Origin of the sequence: uncultured Roseibium sp. (assembly GCF_963675095.2) — a bacterium.
Taxonomy (GTDB): Bacteria; Pseudomonadota; Alphaproteobacteria; order Rhizobiales; family Stappiaceae; genus Roseibium.
The window spans coordinates 21,387-38,451 of sequence record NZ_CAXXSJ010000015.1 but is presented as its reverse complement, the minus strand read 5'-3'; the positions used below and the strand labels follow the sequence as shown (position 1 = coordinate 38,451).

Below are 17,065 nucleotides of genomic sequence, written 5' to 3'. Positions count from 1 at the left end.
CCGGGAGCGCTCTGGACATGACGACAACCTCAACGACCACTTCGACGACGACATCCACGACGGCCAGCACCTATACCTATTCGTCTTCCTCGTCCGATATCGACTGGGAGGCACTGATCGAACTGGCCGTCTCGGCGAAGACCCAGAAGGCGGATACGATTGACCTCAAGATCGAGGACAACGAGCTCAAGATTGCTTCCTATGAGGAAATGCAATCCCTTCTGCAGGATCTGGTTTCGGCGGCGGAAGAAATCCGCGGCACCGCCGACAGCCTGACGACAAACGATGACGTCTTCTCCCTGCGCGAAGCCTATCTGACCGGAACCGTTGACGTGGACGCCGAATCCGCGGTCGTTGTCACAGCCGATGGCGGCACGGAGACAGGCACCTACGACCTGCAGATCCTGCAACTGGCCACGACCCAGAAAATCGCCGGAGCCTCCTATACAGACAGCACCTCCGACCTCAGCCTCAGCGGCACCTTCAGTCTCGGTCTCGAGGATATGGAAACCGCCGAGTTCGAGGTGACCGAAGGCATGACCCTCGACGAGATCGCCGAACTGATCAACACCCAAAACGATACGACCGGCGTATCGGCTACGGTTCTTCAGGTTTCCGAAGGCAACTACCGTCTGATCCTTTCGGGAACCGAAACCGGTCAGGAGATCACAATGTCTTCCGTGTCCGGTACCGACATCGGCAGCGCGTTGGGGCTGACCGGAACGGACGGAAGCTTTACCGACGAGCTGCAAGCCGCACAGGATGCCGTCATCACGCTCGACGGGATCGAAATCACCCGAAGCACGAACTCCATTGACGACGTTCTCGACGGCGTTTCCTTCACCCTCTACCAGGAGACCGGAGAAGACGCCTCCATTTCCGTTGAGATTTCGTCCGATCTGACGAGCATCAAGGAAAGCATCACCAACCTCGTCGACGCCTATAACGCCTATCGCGAATGGGCGCTGACCCAGCAGGAAACGTCTTCCAGCGGCGGCGCTGCCGATGATGCGACCCTGTTCGGAGACAGCACGCTCCGGAATGCCAACAGCGATATCGCTGACGCCCTGTCGACGATTATCGATACCGACTCCATGGCGCTGCTCGGTCTCACCTACGACAACAGCAATTATCTGGAACTCGACGAGGACACGCTCAACGACGCCCTTTTGAACAATCTGGATGCGGTTGAGAACCTGCTCGCCTTCCAGATGGAGTCGAGTTCCAGCAACGTCGCGCTCCTTACCCGGAACGACGCCATGCCCGAGAGCCTGACCCTCGATATCGAGGTGGATTCCGAAGGCAATCTGGTTGGCGCATCCGTTGATGGTGATGACAGCCTGTTCACGATCAGCGGCAGCCGCATCAAGGGAGCTGAAGGTTCCATCTATGAAGGCGTGACCTTCGTCTTCACCGGAACGTCATCCGAGACCGTCGAGCTGAGTTTCAGCTCCGGCCTCGTCGAAAACCTTTTCAACGAGATCGACGCCTATTCGAACTCCGACGACGGTGTCCTCACCGATTTGATCACCAGCCTCACCGAAACAAACGAAGACCTCCAGGATGAATCCGACGACATCCGCAGTCGCGCCGAGGTCTACCAGGACAATCTCACCGTCAGATACTCCGAATATCAGGCTGCCATCGAAGCCGCCCAGTCGACACTGGATTATCTGGACGCCATCCTCAATTCAGGAGACGATTAAATGTCAATCAGGATGAACCAGGCCATTTCCGCTTATCGTCAGGCCAGCACCGCAGTCCCCCCTCTGTCTGCCCTGGTGCTTCTGTTCGATGAAGCCTTGAATGCTCTTATCCTTGCGTCTCGCCACACGCGGCAGGGTGAGTACGAACAGGCAAACCTGAGGACACAACGCGCCATCGCCATCCTGCGCGGATTGCGCCAGAACCTGGATCTGGAAAAAGGTGGAGATTTTGCCCGCCAGCTCTGTGACGCCTACACGCGCAATATCTTCGCGTTGAACGCATCCATCGGCAAGAAAGACGCCGTCGAGCGTTATCGCAAGCTGGCGACAGGCCTGCTCGACCTGCGCAATGCCTGGAGCGAGCTCACCACTCTGTCGGAACGCGCGCTGGAGCCGCTTCTTAACGAGATCGAAGGCATATCGGCCGTTAATAACGTTGCATAACTTTTGACAATCTGGACTCGACTCGACAGCACCGATAACGTTGCTGAAGTTTTCCGCGACGAGGTCAATGTGCCAGAAACTGTTCGAAACATGACCCTCAGTGACTTTCAGGAACGCGTGGATCGGCATGGTGCCGATCTCGCGCGCTGGTCACCCGAAGACGTGGCGCCTGCCCGGGCTCTTCTCGGGCAGTCGGAGCGTGCACGCCAGCTTCTGCGAGAAGCGGATGAACTGAGCGCACTCTTCAAAGCCTCTTCCCAGGTCAAGGCGCCGTCCGGCCTCGCTGACCGTATTCTGGCGCGACTATCCGATGACGACGTTCAATCGGAAAACGCCTTCAGAGACGATCGGTGTGTTTCTCCGAATACCTCGGATACAAATGACCGGTCGACCCGGACCGCGTCGGAGGCATCATCTGTTTCCGACAATTTCCCCCAGAAACGAGTTGCCCGCTCCTGAAGCACCGACCTTCGGCCCGAGCAGCAGATTAATTTCCAGCTTTTTTCACCTATGACAAAGGCGCGACCGATTGGTCCTGCGCCTCCTTTTCCCTGTGTGCCGCTCCGGTCCGATATCCGCCCCAACACCGTGGGCGGTTTCTCAGTCATTGTCCCATGACACCTGCCCAAATGACCGCTGCCAACAAGTAGCGCAAAACGTTTGCGGGCAAAATTTTCCTAGTCAGGCAAAAATTTCCTAGTATTTTCAAGAATTTAGTTCGCCTGATTTCTCATCCTGGACCGTTTTACTCAACAAAGGGATGAATTCCGGCCACACAAGCCGAACGACCTGTCCCTTTCCGAGCATTAACAAGATGTGGATGGGACTGACATGAGTATCTCTACTGTCAATACCTATGTCGACACCTCGACAACGAGCAGTTCGACTAGCAGCTCATCAAGTCTGAACATTACAAGTTCAGATTTTCTGGACCTCATGGTCGAGCAGCTTCAGAACCAGAACCCGCTCGACCCGACGGACACGGATTCCTACCTGGACAAGCTTGTCTCCTATGCGAGCTACGATACCCAGACGGCGATCAACGATCAGCTAACCTCTATCGTCGACACCTTGTCGAGCACCATTTCCTCCAGCGGACTTGGCTATATCGGCCAAACCGTCGAAGCGACGGGAAACACCACCACCCTGACCGATGGATCCGCCGAGTGGAGCTACACCCTCGACGATGAGGCCGCCAGCGTAACCGTCAACATTCTCGACGAGGACGGCAACACCGTCTGGAGCAGCGACGGAGAAACCTCCGCTGGCAAGCACACGATCTCCTGGGACGGCACCACCTCCGACGGTACCCAGCTCGCCGATGGCGGCACCTACACCCTAGAAGTCGAAGCCACCGATGAGGACGGAAACGAAGTCAGCGGCGAAACCACCGTCATCGGCACGGTTACCGGCGTCGACGTTTCCGACGGAGAGACCGTGCTCAAGATCGGAAGCGCTTCGGTTCTGGTCGACAACGTCCAAAGCATTTCGGCACAGTGAGGGTCAGATCATGAGTTTGATGGGCGCCCTCAATTCGGCGATTTCCTCCCTCTATGCGCAGAGCCAGGCGTTATCGAATATCTCCGATAACCTGGCGAACTCGGAAACCACCGCCTACAAGACCACGTCGACCAGCTTTTCGAGCCTGGTCGCCGGCAGCGGCAGCAGCAGCAGCGGCGGCGTGACTGCCACCAGCACCTCCAATGTCACCGAACAGGGACTGCTGGTGGCCTCCAGCAGCGCCACGGACCTGGCCATCGAAGGCGACGGCTTTTTCGTGGTCTCCAACAGCGTCGAAAACGGCGCCTCCTATTACACCCGGAACGGCGAATTCGAGGTCGACAGCAACGGCTATCTGACCAACAACGGCTATTACCTGATGGGTTGGGAGACGGATGCCGACGGCAATGTCATTGGCGGCACCAGCGAGAATTCCCTGACGGCGATCGACATCGACTCCGTGCAGAGTTCCGTCGACGCCACCTCCGAAGTGGAGATACAGGCCAACCTGCCGGCAGATGCGGAAGTCGGCGATACGTTCGAAACCACGTTCGAGGTCTACGATTCCCTGGGCACCAGCGCCACGGTGACCGTCAACTGGGAAAAGACCGCCGAAAACACCTGGGAAATGTCATTCGACGATCCGACGCTTTCAAGCACGGGTGATATCATCGGAACATCTTCGACCGCATCCATCGAGATTTCGTTCAATGAAGACGGAACCCTGGCCTCGACGGACCCGGATCCCGCGGAATTCAGCATCACCGGCTGGACCACCGGTGCCGCCGACAGCACGATCTCTCTCGACCTGGGCACGATCGGAGATACGGACGGCCTGACCCAATACGCCTCCGACAGCGACGATCCGAACATCGAGGTTCAATCCATTACCCAGGACGGTCTCGCTTACGGCTCGCTGTCATCGGTTGAAATTTCGGACGACGGTTCTGTCACCGCCTTCTTCGACAACGGCGAGGAACGGGTGATCTACAAGATCCCGGTCGCCACATTCGGCAATGCCAACGGGCTGACCGAAAAGAGCGACGGCGTCTACGCCCGCAGCTCCGCTTCAGGAAACAGCACCTTGCATCAGGCTGGCGAAGGCGGTGCCGGTACGATCAACGGCGGGTGGCTGGAAGCCAGCACCACCGATACCAGCGAGGAGTTCAGCAAGATGCTGACGGCCCAGCAGGCCTACTCGGCCTCGTCCCAGATCATGTCGACGGCGAGCGACATGTTCAACACCCTGCTGGATGCGGTCCGTTGAGCGGGCCGGAGGATGATCATCGGCCTGACGTTGAGAAACTGCGGCAGTTGACCTCCGAGGCACGCCGCCTTGGCGAGAGCCCGCAGACCCAGACGACCCGCCTGCGGATCATGCTCCTGAAAAAAGACCTGCAGGGTCTTCTCAAAGACCTGCGCCAGGGGCGCACGGAAGTGGGAAGGCAGAAAGCACGGCAACTTGCCGTGAGTACAGCCGCAGGCGCCTACGCCCGTATCCGCGCCCTGAGCAAACCCGGCAACCGCCGCTGATGACCAAAAAATCGAGGATTGAGATGAGTTCCGAAACGATACGCGACAAGCTCGACGCCAAAATCCGGTACATGATCGGCATCGCCGATGAACTGATTGCCCTCGCGGGCGAAGAAAACCAGAGACTTGCCCCTGGGCGTCCCGTGAAAATCGACGACATTGTTGCCCGGAAACGGGAACTGGTCCAGGAATTCGAGACATGGCTGAAACAGATCCATGCGCAGCCGACCGTCCTGTCCCTGGCGAGCCCGGATCTGACCTCCCTGCTCTTCCGGAGAAACCGCGAACTCGGCGAAGCTCTGGCGGCAAACACAGAATTGCTGAACCGGGCACTGAAGGCCAGCCGGCGCCGGACGGCGACCATTGTCCGCGCCATCCGCGAAGCGCGCACCCTGCCCGCCGGTTACAGCGACAAGGCGGCCTATCGGCCGGCGGCGAGCTATCCGATTTCGATCGGCGCAGGCTGCAAGGCCTGAGACCCGTTTGCGATTCCTGCGCAAAACACGTGAGAGACGGACATGACGTCCCTGAGTACAGCAAGCAAAATCGCATCGGGCTCGCTTGCCGCAACGCAGGTTCAGCTCGCTGTCACCTCATCGAATATCGCCAATGCGGATACGGACGGTTACACCCGCAAGACCGCCTCTCAGGTCGCCGAAACAACCTCGGGCGCCGGCACCGGCGTTTCGGTATCCACGATCAGTTCCAAGGTCAGCCGGATCCTGATCGAACAGCTTGCAGAAGCAACATCCGATACCGCGGCAGCCACGACGACCGCCAGCTATCTGGACCAGCTTCAGTCGGCCATGGGCTCCACGACCAGCAGCGACGATACCGGCACGTCGCTGGCAAATTCCATTGCCGATGTGGAAACGGCCCTGTCGAACCTGGCCAACACTCCGAAAAGCACTACGTTGGCTGCCAGCACCGTCGACGCCCTGGAGAACCTGACATCGCAGATCCGCAACCAGTCTTCCGACATTCAGGATCTGCGGCAACAAGCGGACGAAGAGATCGCCACCGCCGTCGACAGCGCAAACGAGGCGATCGAAACCATCGACCGGCTGAACGATCTGATCCTGCAGGCATCGGCACGCGGCGAAAGCACGGCCGATCTGGAGGATCAGCGCAATTCCGCACTGGTCAGCCTGTCTGAATCCCTGGGCGTTACCAGTTTCATCACCTCCGACGGCACCATGAAGGTCTATACGACCTCGGGTCAGGTCCTGGTCGATGCCAGCGCCCACACGCTGTCCTACGATGCCTCCAGCACGGTAACGTCGGACCTCACATATGACGGAAGCGCGAGCGGCCTTTCCGGCATCACTGTGGACGGCAACGATATTACCGGAGATATCTCAACCGGAACGATCGCTGCACTTGTCGAACTGAGGGACGAGACCCTTCCGGCCGTCCAGGACATGCTGGACGAACTGGCCACCAGCCTGATCGACAGCCTGAACACAATCCGCCCGGACCTTCTAACCGGAGCGGACGCCACCGATATTTCCGTGAATACGGACTTGATCGAATCCCCATCCGATCTGTTGAGTTCGACAGGCGCCGCTGAAATGGCGACCGATCTGCTCGATGCCCTTCAGAACGACACGAACTTCGGCGCTGCCGGCGGTCTGGGAGCGCGCACGTCATCCTTTGCCGACTATGCGACTGACATCCTGTCTTCCGTCGTGACCCAGACGAACAATGCGTCCTCCAAACTGGAGACGGCGGAAGCCGAACTCAGCGCCATTTCGGATACGGTGTCCTCGACCTACGGCGTCAATGTCGACGAGGAAACGGCGCGCCTTGCCGACCTTGAAAACCTTTATTCGATTTCATCGCAGATCCTGAGCGTCATCCAGGAGATGTTCGAAGACCTGATCGCGGCCGTTCAGTAAGGAGGGAAGTCATGGCGATGCGCGTTTCCACCTTCGGTCAGAGTTCCAGCCTCCTGCAGCAGGCCCTGGCAACCCAGGCCAAACTGGCGGAAAAGCAGGCACAACAGTCGAGCGGCCTGATTTCCTCAAGCTATGCCGGGCTTGGTTCCGATGCCGGTCAACTCGTCAATCTAGAAGTCTCGATCTCCCGGTCCAACAGCTATATCTCCGCTTCCGAACAGGCGGTGACCCGGATCGAGATGATGTATTCCGCCCTGGGCAGCATTAACGACATCCTCACGGAAGCCCGGGCAGCGGTTACTGCCGTCGCATCCGGCGACGAGACCGATACGCTCCAGTCTCTCGCGCAGAGTTATCTGGAAGATATCGCGTCCTATCTGAACACCCGTTACGAAGGCCGCTACCTTTTTTCGGGAAGCGAAACGGAAGTGACGCCGGTTGATCTGGAAAACTATGTCGCAACGGATCTCACCACCGATAACACCGATTATTACCAGGGCGACGACACGATCATTTCGGTCAAGGCCGCGTCGGACCGGACCATCAGTTACGGGATCACGGCGGATTCCGAAGGCCTGGAAAAGGCATTGCGCGCCCTCTCCTACCTCGCCAACGCCGATCCGCTGGATACGGACGAGTTGAGCGATATTACCGATCTGCTGATCGAGGCCCAGGATGCCGTCATCGCCCTGCAAAGCGGCCTCGGCTTCAAGTCATCGACACTGGAAAACATTATTGCTTCCGAAGAAGACTTCGTGGCTTCGGCAAGCGAGATGACGACGGACCTGTCATCGGTCGACATTGCCGCGGTCGCGGTCGAAGCGGCCAACTATGAAACTCAACTGGAGGCGAGCTATGCGGCGCTCGGCAAGCTCAACGATTTGAGCCTGCTCGACTATCTGCGCTAACGTCTTCGATAGATAGAGTGCGCCCGACCTGACCGGTTCGGGCGCACTCGAAAATACGTTGTTATTTCTGAGCCCGGTATCCCGAGCGCGAAGCCTCGTGGATCGGCCACGGGTGAACCTCCGCCGCGATTTCGATCTGCCGGTGTTCTTCCACGTGCGGCTTATCGGTACCGCCATTCGCTTCGCCCCACAGGATATCGAGCTTCGTTCCCTGCTCCGCCAGGTCACTGCGTACCATGGCGAGAGAAATCCAGGCCCGCTCGTTTGCCGAATAGACCGGATAGGTCGAAATGCCGACCATCTTGCCGTCGAGCAGGACCTGATCGTAAGGGTGTGCCGCATAGTTGCCGGTCGGCAATTCCATCAGCTTGGGCGCCGGGAACTCGTCCATCATGCCGGCGAAGATCTTCAGGACGTCGTCCTTGTCCCACACCAGTGTCACCTTGGTCCGGTGTTCCTGATCAGCCATTTTCTCCAGCGCTTCGCGGCCGATGAAATCGTGATCGAACTTGACCACACGGCCATAATCCAGGTCCCAGGGCGTCAGGTAGAACTCTTCCACATTGTCCGGCTGGAAACTTCCGCCTACCGAACAGACCGCTTCGAAGCTGCCGGCGGACAGCCACTCGCGATAGCCTTTCATGGCCTCGCCCGTATAGATCGCAGGCAAAGGAGATGGAATCCAGCCGGACTCCATTGCCGAAGTCGAATATGCCCGCGATCCCGCTCTTAAAAGGCCGTATTTTTTGCCGACCTCGAGCAGGCGATCATAGACCTTCTGTCCTTCTTCGTAGGGGCCCCAGATTTCCAACCCCTGGGCACCGCCCATGCCGTGGCAGAGCGTTCTTGCCTTGCAGCCAGCAATGGTGATTTCGCCCATGTTGAAGAACTTGGTGGTCAGCGCACCGCCTTCATTGACTTCATTCAGGAGGTCCAGCGCGAGCGGCCCCTGAATTTCGTAGCGGTAGAGCTTGCGCGGCTTGTCCGGGTTTTCCAGGCTACGAATATCGAATTCGGTGGTGACGTCGAAGTCGCCGATTTCCGCCTGATACGCGATCCAGTTCGCCAGCGGCGGCCGACCGATATAAAGATACTCATCGTCCTCCAGGCCAAGGAGAATTCCGTCGCCGATCACATAGCCGTCCGGGTTCACACAGATGAGCTGCTTGGCCTTGTCGCGTCCGAACTTGGCAAAGCTGTTTACGCCCACATAGGACAGAAGCTTGAGCGCATCGGGACCACGCACATAGAGGTCGGTCATGTGATAGGACTGGTTCAGCAGGACCACACCGTTGCGCCAGGACCGCACTTCCTCGATCCAGTTGGTGTACTGCGGCGCGATGGGAAACACGTAAGCCCCCTCCGGCGCGTTCTGCAGCATGTGGGACGGATTACCGATCCCGTTGATCTTATCCTCAAGCGACTTGTCGGCCATAGTCTGGCGGTCCTCCCTGTTCCATTGTCCCTCCACGACTAGCATCCCGTGCCGGTTTCGCCTTATGCTCATTTAGAATAACTGAGTCCATTTTGGTAATATAATGACATGCAGCGCGAAAAACGGCTGACGCTCAAGCACATACGCGCAATCGATGCAGTCGCGTCGGCCCGCGGCTTCGCCCCGGCGGCCGATAGACTGGCTACGACTCAACCGGCGATCTCGCGGTCAGTCGCTTCGGCGGAAAAACTGCTCGGTGTGCCGTTGTTTCAAAGAGGCTGGGGCGGAACCGAACCAACCGCACTTGGAGAAAACGTGCTGCGCCACTGCTCCAATGCCCTCAAACTCATTCAATCGGCCGAAGACGATATTGAGGCAATGAGCGGCATCCGGCCTCGGCTCGCCAATTTCCTGCGTTCCCACCATCTCGATGCGATTGCCGCTGTCCTGACATTCGGCAGTGCGTCCGCGGCGTCTCAGCATCTTGGCATCACCCAGCCGGCTGTCAGCCGGGCTATCGGGGCGGCAACGGAATATTCGAAACAGATCCTGTTCGAACGCAAGCGGGCCGGATTGGAGCCGACGAAGCAGGCCCGTCGTCTGAAGGAACTTCACGATTCACTGGAGCGGGAATTAACTGCCATTAAAAGTCTGGTGGATCGGCCACGCCCGGGTTTGATCGGGCGGCTCGCTGTGGGAATGCTGCCTTTTTCCGGACAGGACCTCATTGCCAAGGCCTTCGGCGAGCTGACGAAGACCAACCCGGATCTCCGCCTCATCGCCGTTCCCGGGAGCTATGCCATGCTTGCGGAAGCTCTGCGGCGTGGCGAGCTTGATTGCATGGTCGGCGTCCTTCGAAATCCCGCGCCCTATCCGGATCTCCAGGAAACCTACCTCTATGAGGAAAAGTTTACCCTGGTGGCAAGGAGCGACCATCCCTGCCACCGAAAGAACCTGTCGATTGCCGACCTGCGCGACGAAAGCTGGATCGTGGCACAGCACGGCACACCTATACGAAAATACTTCGAGACCTTGTTTCGAAGCGTTGGGGCCGTGCCCCCCGCCCAGACCTGCGAGATCCATTCCTTCACCAATGCGGAGAAGGTGATCGTCAACAGCCATTCCATTGCACTTCTGTGTTACGGCGAACAACAGTTGAAGACCCTGCCGGATGGTCTGAAAAAGCTGGATGTAAACCTGCCTGACGCACTTACCGCCGTCGGTATCACATATCGAAAGGCCGGAGACCCAGGCGAAGTGCTGCAATGTTTCGAAAAGCTGCTGCGCGACCTCGTCGCCGAATCGTCCGACGAACCGGTCACGGTCCCTTAGCGGCATCCGCACACGCTTGCGCCTGACACATTCGAGATGCATTTCCTTCTTGCCAAATCCAACCGCTTGAGCAACAATACCTGAAGCCAATACTCAAGTATATTAGCCAAACAATTCAGGTTGAATGCGCCCCGCCTGTCAGGGCCCGGCATGATATTCCCAATACCTGCAACTGCCACACCTACGCACCTCATTCTTCCATTCAATTCCCCAAGAGGATCGGAAGGTCAGGTTGCAGGGGAAAAATCAATGGTATGTCGCAACCTCGACCTGAGTTCACCTACTACCTTCAAACTCCGGTCCATCTAATGGAATTTGCGATGTTTTCCTCTTCTCAAGACTATCTGCCCGCCTTTGTGCTGCCACTGGTAGATCTGTTGCGTTCTGGCGGCCCGGTTGTGGCACTGCTCCTGATTCTGTCAGTCGTGGCATTTGCCCTGGTCATTGCCAAACTGCTGCAGTTCCAGCTTTTGCGCGTCGGCCGCCATGGTCCTTCGCGCAAGGCACTCGACCTGTGGCTGGACGGAGCACGGTCGGAAGCCTTGAAACGGGTCTCCGCAAGCAAGAGCGTCATGAGCGACATCTTGCAGAAACTCATGCGCCGCGGGCTCCACGCCAGCACCGATACCACGCACCTGAAGGAAGATATCGAGCGTGTCTGCAATGCGCGTATCAACATGCTCCGCGCCTGGCTCAGACCTCTGGACATGATCGCGCAGACCGCGCCTCTGATCGGATTGCTTGGAACCGTTCTCGGTATGATCGAAGCCTTTCAGGCCATGCAGGGCGCAGGTGCCGCCGTCGATCCATCGGTGCTTGCAGGCGGCATCTGGGTCGCTTTGCTGACGACCGCTGTCGGACTGACCATCGCCATTCCCATTTCGGCGATCGTCGGCTGGTTCGACGGCAGGATCGAGGCAGAACAGGCGGAGATGGAAGCCATGGTCACCGCCTTCTTTACCGGTGCCGCAGCCGACCGCGGAACCGCCAGTGTCGTTACCCTGGATGCCCAGCATGCGGAGCCGAGGTATGCGACTTAGCAAACCCACAAGGAGAAAGCCGGTCGGCCTGACGTCGTTGATCGATGTCATCTTCCTGCTGCTGCTGTTTTTCATGCTGACGTCCAGCTTCACGCGTTATCAGGCGATGCCGGTCGCGAATGGCGGCGAAGGCGGCGGGGCCGAGATCAAACCGGCCTACTTCCGGATTCATGACAGCAACAGGATGGACCTCAACGGCCAGTCCGCCGAACGGGAAAACCTGCCTCAGCTGTTTGCAGCTCTTGCCGCAGGCGAGAAGGCATTGCTGGCCATCTGGTCCGGTCCGGAGGCAAAAGTGCAGGACGTCGTCGATGTCATGTCCGCTGCGCGCCGGGAAGGCCTCAACACCGTGATTGTGACGGGAAAATAGGAAACCCCATGCATCTGAAGTTTCCAGTCCGCAGAACACCGCCGGAAAACACCATTCCGCTGATCAATGTGGTCTTCCTGATGCTGATCTTTTTCCTGTTTGCCGGCTCGATCGCCCGCGACGATGCGCGGCGTCTGGAACCGCCGGTTGATATTACCGAAGACGAAAGCATCCGCTCCACAGGTGCCCTGATCATCGATCGCGACGGCCATACCCATGCTCAGGACGCAGAAACGTCTATCGAGGCCTGGCTGGAAGCCACCAAGACCGACGACACTGCGGACGGTCCGCTGAAGGTGGCTGCGGATGGAGACCTGCCAGCCGACAAGCTTGAGGAAGTCCTTTCAGCCCTGTCCAAGGCAGGCGGTACGAACGTGGTTCTGATTACCAGAAAGAGCGCCCAGTGAAATTCTCACGTCTTGTGGTGGCAGGAGTTATCCTGTCGGTGGCAACCCACGCGGCAATCTCGGCCTATTTCACACCTGATGCCGATGAGGTGGAGATCGCAGCTTCCGAGGGCGGCGCGGTCTCAGTGATCGGATCCCTGGAAGATCTGATAGCCGGTACCGATGGCGCTCTGGAAGCGGTCGAACCCCCAACGGAAGAAATTCAACCGGTCGAAAATGCGACCGACGTTTCCGCCGTCCAACCGGAACCGGCACCTCAGACCACACAGGATATAGAGAAGGCGGTCGAGATCGCATCCGCCGCAATCCAGCCCGTAACCCAGGGAGTAACCGACACCCGGCAGGTGACGGCTGAAACAGTCCCTCCGGAAACGCCTCGAATAGAGCCGCAGAACGATCCGGTCGAGGAGTTGAAGCCCGTCGAACCTCAAAGAGAAACGACGGCTACTCCGACCGAGACCGCTGTCGAAGCCGCTGCACCCTCTGCCGTTCAAGCGGAAATGCCGGAGACCGATACCGTTACCCCAATACCGGCTGAGCAGCCGGTCGCACCCGAGGTCATCAAAGCCGTTGATGCCAAGCCGGTCGAGGCAAAGCCCCTGGAAGCAAAGCCGGTCGAAACGCTCGAGGCAACGACACCTGCTCCCGCTCCACCGATTAAGCCGGAAGTGCCTAAAGAGAAAAAAATCGCCAAGCAGCAGCCGCAAAAAAAGAAAATATCGGGCGCGGATAAAAACTCCCGCCGGGGCGGTGAGCAAGTCACCAGCGCGGCCGGCAGATCCAACGCAAACGGACGCAAGGACGGCAAGTCCAAAGACGGCGGCACAAAGGCGCGCTCGAACTATAACGGCAAGGTTCTCGTCAAACTGCGCCGCGCCAAACGGTATCCGTCCCAGGCCCGGCGCGATCGCCTGCAAGGAACGGCGACCGTCAGCTTTACAGTGGCCCGAAGCGGTGCGGTCAGCGGCGTCCGGCTCGCACGTTCATCAGGACATTCGCTTCTGGATCAGGCAGCCCTTGAGATGGTGCACCGCGCCTCCCCCATGCCGAAGGTTCCCGATGACATTAGAGGCAGCAAACTGAGCTTCACGGTTCCGGTCCGATTTGACCGCTAATGCCTTCAGAATTTCGTCAGCTCACGCAGTTGAGGAAACAGCTTGTACCAGAGCAGCGTGACACCAAGCGTCACGCAAGCGCCGAGCGCAACGGCCGCCGGCGTTCCCATCAGTGCGGACATGGTCCCGGCCCGGAAATCGCCCATCTGGTTGGACGCATTGATGGAGACCGAGTTGACCGCACTGACGCGACCGCGCAAATCATTTGGTGTTTCGATCTGGACAAGGGTCTGCCGGACATAAACGCTGACCATGTCGGAAGCGCCATAGACCGCCAACGCCGAAACGGACAGCCAGTAGTTGGTCGACAGGCTGAGGACGAGGATAGACAGGCCGAAGATGGCCAACGAGATGAAAAAACTCGGGCCGATCCGCCATATCAGTCCCCACCTCGCCAGTGTTACGCCCACGACCAGTGCGCCGATGGCCGGCATGGCCCGCATCACCCCCAAGGCTTCGGGGCCGACCTTCAGAATATCCACCGCAAATACCGGAAGAAGACCCATGACCCCGCCAAAAAGGACCGCGGCCAAGTCTATGGAAATGGCTCCGAGGACCACCTTCGTCTGCCAGATGTGCCGGAAACCGCCGAGGAGCATGGTGAGACCGAAAGGCTCTTTCCCCGCGATCCTGAGATCCGCCCGCACAAGAAACATGGCAGCCGCGGCGATGAGAAACAGCACCGCGGCGACGAAATAGACCTTCGCATCGATCAGTGCGATGAGAAACCCGCCGATCGCCGGCCCGCCCAGTTGCCCGATCGTCATCACGGAAGAATTTGTTGCCACGGCTTTGGCGAAGACCTCACGCGGCACGATGTTCGGAAGCGCGGCCTGAAGGGCGGGGAATATGAAGGCTTGCGCGGACCCGTTGAGAGCCAAAAGCGCAAAAATCGGCCAGATATCGTCTGAACCGGTCATCAGATAGAAGCCAATTGCGGTCATGGCTACGAAGTTCACGCAATTGCAAATCCCGACGATCAGGCGCCGATCAAACCGGTCCGCAGCAAAGCCGGCGACCAGGAACAGGCACAGGACCGGCAGAAACATGAACAGTCCGATCAGGCCGAGATAAAGGACCTCTCCCGTTTTCTGATAGACATGCCAGCCGATCGCCACGGCAAGGATCTGCGTTCCTGTGACAGATCCGGTCCGGCTCAGAAGAAAAAGCAGGAAGTTCCGGTTTTTAAAAAGCGATTCCGGATCGGAAGACGGATTGCCGGTATCCGGCCTCCGGGTATTTGCGGTCACGACCGTTGAGATCCTTATGCTCCAAGGCAATGACGGGTCAATTTGAAATGACACTGCCGATCGATGCTCTATCCCGTTTGAAGCATATCCGGGTTCAGGGTCAAGCCCGGAAAGCGGGCCGCCCATCGGCTGCGTTGCGCCGCTTGCACGATGCACCGCATCGCGCTTCACGACGCGCATGGGCGAATGAACTGCTTTCTGACATCAAATGCTTCAAAGTTATCGCACGATGCTCTAAAGCGGGTACGGAAAATACAAATGGGATCCAGTCAGGGATTCAAACAGGGAAAAGCACGTCTTTCTGATGCAAGAAGACCTGAAAGAAACCTTCAAGGCCAGCTTTGATGGATCAGAGCCTCCTCACCTGTCCTTGCCGTCGGACGCAATCGTCGCTGTGGTCCTTTGCTACAATGAAGCGATCAGACTGCCCGATTTCCTGAGGTTCCACCGAGCAATCGGTGTCGACCATTTCATTATAGTCGATAACGCATCGACGGATGAAACCAGCAATTATCTGGATAATGAAAACGACGTTACGCGGATTTTCACGGCCAAGCCGTACAAGGAGAACAAATCCCATTGGCGTCATGTGATCTGCGACCTTTTTCTGGACGGTCACTGGACCCTTTTTCTGGATGTCGACGAGCTGTTCGTTTATCCCGGCTGGCCGAAACTCGACCTCCATGCCCTGACACGGCATTGGGACCGGAAAGGGTGCGACGGTGTCTTCACGACCATGATCGACATGTATCCGAAAGGTGCGCTGGATCAAATTCAGTTTAAGCCCGGCGATTCCATGCTGGACGCCTCGCCGTACTTCGATCCGGATGGATACCGGCTCATTCCAATGCACCCGCGCATGAGAAGCGAGTACAACACGCCTCCCTACGCGCTTTTCGGCGGGGCCCGTGAGCGGCTGTTTTATGAAGGCAGGAAACGTCGCCCCGGCATTCTGGACAAACTGATCCTGAAGTACTTTTTCCATCTCAGGACAAAGAGCAAACCCGGTTCCGTTCTTGCCTCTTTTCAACGCAAGCTTCTGAGGATCGTTCAAAGCAGCCTGCCCAAATTCCCGCCGATGATGAGCAAGGTTGCGCTCATCAAATGGCGGAAAGGGCTCCGTTTCGCCGGCGGCGCCCATCGCATTCAGCAAAAGCTCACACTCGCGGACGACTGGGGCGCGTTGCTGCACTTCAAATATCTCAGTGACTTTTCGCAGAAAACAGAAGATGCCGTTCAAAGAGAACAGCATGCATCGCACAGCCATCATTATAAACTGTACAATGATCAAAAAGATGAGGTGATGACGCGCGGCGCTTACTATGAAGGGTCTCGAAGGTTCAACGGCGTTGGAGACCTGGAGGCCTGTGGCCTTATGCGCTCCAGCGCCGATACGCGCAAAATAAGAGAATAGCAGATACCGATGTTCGAAAAAATCGGCCGGTTTTTCCGTGCACAAGTCAGACGGCGGCTAAAGCCGGATGTCATCACCATCGAAGGTCTGAAGATCAGCACGGATCTCGGTGACGTGACCAAAACCATCCGCAAGGCGCTTTATCGGGAAACCTACGAGGCGCCCGAACGCCGGCTTCTGAAAGAAATCGTCGTCCCGGGAGACCGGGTGCTCGAGGTCGGTGCCGGAGTGGGGCTGGTCAGCCTGACCTGTGCCAGGATCTGCGGCGCGGAGAACGTTCTCTCTTATGAGCCGAACCCGGGCATGCGTCCGATCATCGAAAAGAACTTCGCCCTGAACGGCATGACGCCAAACCTCCGATCGAAGGCGCTGACCACCTCGCCTGGTACAGTGGACTTCTATTTCGCCGAGAACATCTATTCATCCAGTCTGTACGACCGTGGCCTGGGCGAAAAGACACCGGTTCCGTGCGACGCAATTTCGGATGTGTTCGCCGAATTCAAGCCGAACGTGATCGTCATGGATATCGAAGGGGCCGAAGTCGATCTTCTTCCCTCATGCGATCTGTCCGCCATCGACAAGATCATCGTGGAAATGCACGCGCATGTTGTCGGCGCGGACAAGGTTCAGGATCTCGTCGAGTATCTGGAAAGCCAGGGATTTTCGCTCAAGAAAACCCTGAGCATCAGTTACCTGTTCGCCCGGTGACGCGG

General features: G+C 58.0%; 18 protein-coding genes. 16 read left to right on the top strand and 2 right to left on the bottom strand.

Annotated features, from left to right (window positions below):
* The first annotated feature begins 17 nt into the window (after nt 1-17).
* The 9 genes from fliD (at nt 18) to ABIN98_RS05820 (ending at nt 7,989) form a co-directional block, all read left to right on the top strand.
* Nucleotides 18-1,706, top strand: coding sequence for a flagellar filament capping protein FliD (gene fliD, locus ABIN98_RS05860; protein ID WP_346908241.1), 1,689 nt, complete (start codon nt 18-20; stop codon nt 1,704-1,706).
* On the top strand, nt 1,707-2,150 hold the full coding sequence (locus tag ABIN98_RS05855; RefSeq protein ID WP_346908239.1) for a flagellar export chaperone FliS: 444 nt from the start codon (nt 1,707-1,709) through the stop codon (nt 2,148-2,150).
* A gap of 90 nt (nt 2,151-2,240) precedes the next feature.
* Entirely contained in the window at nt 2,241-2,609 is a 369-nt protein-coding gene (locus ABIN98_RS05850) for a hypothetical protein (protein WP_346908238.1), read from the top strand.
* A 372-nt stretch (nt 2,610-2,981) separates the two neighbouring features.
* The gene (locus ABIN98_RS05845) at nt 2,982-3,650 is read left to right on the top strand and encodes a FlgD immunoglobulin-like domain containing protein (RefSeq protein ID WP_346908236.1); all 669 of its coding nucleotides are present in this window, start codon (nt 2,982-2,984) and stop codon (nt 3,648-3,650) included.
* Nucleotides 3,651-3,660: 10 nt separating this feature from the next.
* Nucleotides 3,661-4,917, top strand: coding sequence for a flagellar hook protein FlgE (gene flgE, locus ABIN98_RS05840; RefSeq protein ID WP_346908235.1), 1,257 nt, complete (start codon nt 3,661-3,663; stop codon nt 4,915-4,917).
* A 47-nt stretch (nt 4,918-4,964) separates the two neighbouring features.
* Entirely contained in the window at nt 4,965-5,183 is a 219-nt protein-coding gene (locus ABIN98_RS05835; RefSeq protein ID WP_346908234.1) for a hypothetical protein, read from the top strand.
* Between the two features lie 23 nt (nt 5,184-5,206).
* Nucleotides 5,207-5,659 carry a hypothetical protein gene (locus tag ABIN98_RS05830; RefSeq protein WP_346908232.1) on the top strand — a complete coding sequence of 151 codons (453 nt, stop codon included), beginning with the start codon at nt 5,207-5,209 and terminating at the stop codon, nt 5,657-5,659.
* Nucleotides 5,660-5,701: 42 nt separating this feature from the next.
* A complete protein-coding gene (gene flgK, locus ABIN98_RS05825; protein WP_346908230.1) occupies nt 5,702-7,081 on the top strand; it encodes a flagellar hook-associated protein FlgK in 1,380 nt (459 codons plus the stop codon).
* Between the two features lie 11 nt (nt 7,082-7,092).
* Complete coding sequence (locus tag ABIN98_RS05820) at nt 7,093-7,989, top strand: flagellin (protein ID WP_346908228.1); 897 nt, start codon at nt 7,093-7,095, stop codon at nt 7,987-7,989.
* A gap of 61 nt (nt 7,990-8,050) precedes the next feature.
* On the opposite strand, the gene ABIN98_RS05815 is transcribed toward ABIN98_RS05820, so the two are convergent.
* Entirely contained in the window at nt 8,051-9,424 is a 1,374-nt protein-coding gene (locus ABIN98_RS05815) for an aminomethyl transferase family protein (protein WP_346908226.1), read from the bottom strand.
* 108 nt (nt 9,425-9,532) lie between these two features.
* On the opposite strand from ABIN98_RS05815, the gene ABIN98_RS05810 reads away from it, so the two are divergent.
* The 5 genes from ABIN98_RS05810 (at nt 9,533) to ABIN98_RS05790 (ending at nt 13,688) form a co-directional block, all read left to right on the top strand.
* Nucleotides 9,533-10,756 (top strand): LysR family transcriptional regulator, encoded by a 1,224-nt coding sequence (locus ABIN98_RS05810; protein WP_346908224.1) that lies wholly within the window; start codon nt 9,533-9,535, stop codon nt 10,754-10,756.
* A 320-nt stretch (nt 10,757-11,076) separates the two neighbouring features.
* Entirely contained in the window at nt 11,077-11,796 is a 720-nt protein-coding gene (locus ABIN98_RS05805; protein ID WP_346908222.1) for a MotA/TolQ/ExbB proton channel family protein, read from the top strand.
* The gene (locus ABIN98_RS05800) at nt 11,786-12,166 is read left to right on the top strand and encodes a biopolymer transporter ExbD (RefSeq protein WP_346908221.1); all 381 of its coding nucleotides are present in this window, start codon (nt 11,786-11,788) and stop codon (nt 12,164-12,166) included. Before ABIN98_RS05805 ends, ABIN98_RS05800 begins: the two co-directional genes overlap by 11 nt.
* Before the next feature lie 8 nt (nt 12,167-12,174).
* On the top strand, nt 12,175-12,573 hold the full coding sequence (locus ABIN98_RS05795) for a biopolymer transporter ExbD (RefSeq protein WP_346908219.1): 399 nt from the start codon (nt 12,175-12,177) through the stop codon (nt 12,571-12,573).
* Complete coding sequence (locus tag ABIN98_RS05790) at nt 12,570-13,688, top strand: TonB family protein (protein WP_346908218.1); 1,119 nt, start codon at nt 12,570-12,572, stop codon at nt 13,686-13,688. Before ABIN98_RS05795 ends, ABIN98_RS05790 begins: the two co-directional genes overlap by 4 nt.
* A 5-nt stretch (nt 13,689-13,693) precedes the next feature.
* Here the strand turns inward: ABIN98_RS05790 and ABIN98_RS05785 are convergent, their stop codons facing one another.
* Nucleotides 13,694-14,938 carry an MFS transporter gene (locus ABIN98_RS05785; protein ID WP_346908216.1) on the bottom strand — a complete coding sequence of 415 codons (1,245 nt, stop codon included), beginning with the start codon at nt 14,936-14,938 and terminating at the stop codon, nt 13,694-13,696.
* A gap of 304 nt (nt 14,939-15,242) precedes the next feature.
* On the opposite strand from ABIN98_RS05785, the gene ABIN98_RS05780 reads away from it, so the two are divergent.
* Both ABIN98_RS05780 and ABIN98_RS05775 read left to right on the top strand, forming a co-directional pair.
* The gene (locus ABIN98_RS05780; RefSeq protein WP_346908214.1) at nt 15,243-16,352 is read left to right on the top strand and encodes a glycosyltransferase family 2 protein; all 1,110 of its coding nucleotides are present in this window, start codon (nt 15,243-15,245) and stop codon (nt 16,350-16,352) included.
* Nucleotides 16,353-16,361: 9 nt separating this feature from the next.
* The gene (locus ABIN98_RS05775) at nt 16,362-17,060 is read left to right on the top strand and encodes an FkbM family methyltransferase (protein WP_346908212.1); all 699 of its coding nucleotides are present in this window, start codon (nt 16,362-16,364) and stop codon (nt 17,058-17,060) included.
* Nucleotides 17,061-17,065: the final 5 nt, after the last annotated feature.

Bases quoted from the DNA above. Each gene is read 5' to 3' on its own strand.
- ABIN98_RS05800 (WP_346908221.1), top strand. From the start codon at position 11,786: ATGCGACTTAGCAAACCCACAAGGAGAAAGCCGGTCGGCCTGACGTCG.
- ABIN98_RS05810 (WP_346908224.1), top strand. From the start codon at position 9,533: ATGCAGCGCGAAAAACGGCTGACGCTCAAGCACATACGCGCAATCGAT.
- ABIN98_RS05820 (WP_346908228.1), top strand. From the start codon at position 7,093: ATGGCGATGCGCGTTTCCACCTTCGGTCAGAGTTCCAGCCTCCTGCAG.
- ABIN98_RS05830 (WP_346908232.1), top strand. From the start codon at position 5,207: ATGAGTTCCGAAACGATACGCGACAAGCTCGACGCCAAAATCCGGTAC.
- flgE (WP_346908235.1), top strand. From the start codon at position 3,661: ATGAGTTTGATGGGCGCCCTCAATTCGGCGATTTCCTCCCTCTATGCG.
- ABIN98_RS05795 (WP_346908219.1), top strand. From the start codon at position 12,175: ATGCATCTGAAGTTTCCAGTCCGCAGAACACCGCCGGAAAACACCATT.
- ABIN98_RS05805 (WP_346908222.1), top strand. From the start codon at position 11,077: ATGTTTTCCTCTTCTCAAGACTATCTGCCCGCCTTTGTGCTGCCACTG.
- ABIN98_RS05850 (WP_346908238.1), top strand. From the start codon at position 2,241: ATGACCCTCAGTGACTTTCAGGAACGCGTGGATCGGCATGGTGCCGAT.
- fliD (WP_346908241.1), top strand. From the start codon at position 18: ATGACGACAACCTCAACGACCACTTCGACGACGACATCCACGACGGCC.
- ABIN98_RS05775 (WP_346908212.1), top strand. From the start codon at position 16,362: ATGTTCGAAAAAATCGGCCGGTTTTTCCGTGCACAAGTCAGACGGCGG.
- ABIN98_RS05780 (WP_346908214.1), top strand. From the start codon at position 15,243: ATGCAAGAAGACCTGAAAGAAACCTTCAAGGCCAGCTTTGATGGATCA.
- ABIN98_RS05855 (WP_346908239.1), top strand. From the start codon at position 1,707: ATGTCAATCAGGATGAACCAGGCCATTTCCGCTTATCGTCAGGCCAGC.
- ABIN98_RS05845 (WP_346908236.1), top strand. From the start codon at position 2,982: ATGAGTATCTCTACTGTCAATACCTATGTCGACACCTCGACAACGAGC.
- ABIN98_RS05815 (WP_346908226.1), bottom strand. From the start codon at position 9,424: ATGGCCGACAAGTCGCTTGAGGATAAGATCAACGGGATCGGTAATCCG.
- flgK (WP_346908230.1), top strand. From the start codon at position 5,702: ATGACGTCCCTGAGTACAGCAAGCAAAATCGCATCGGGCTCGCTTGCC.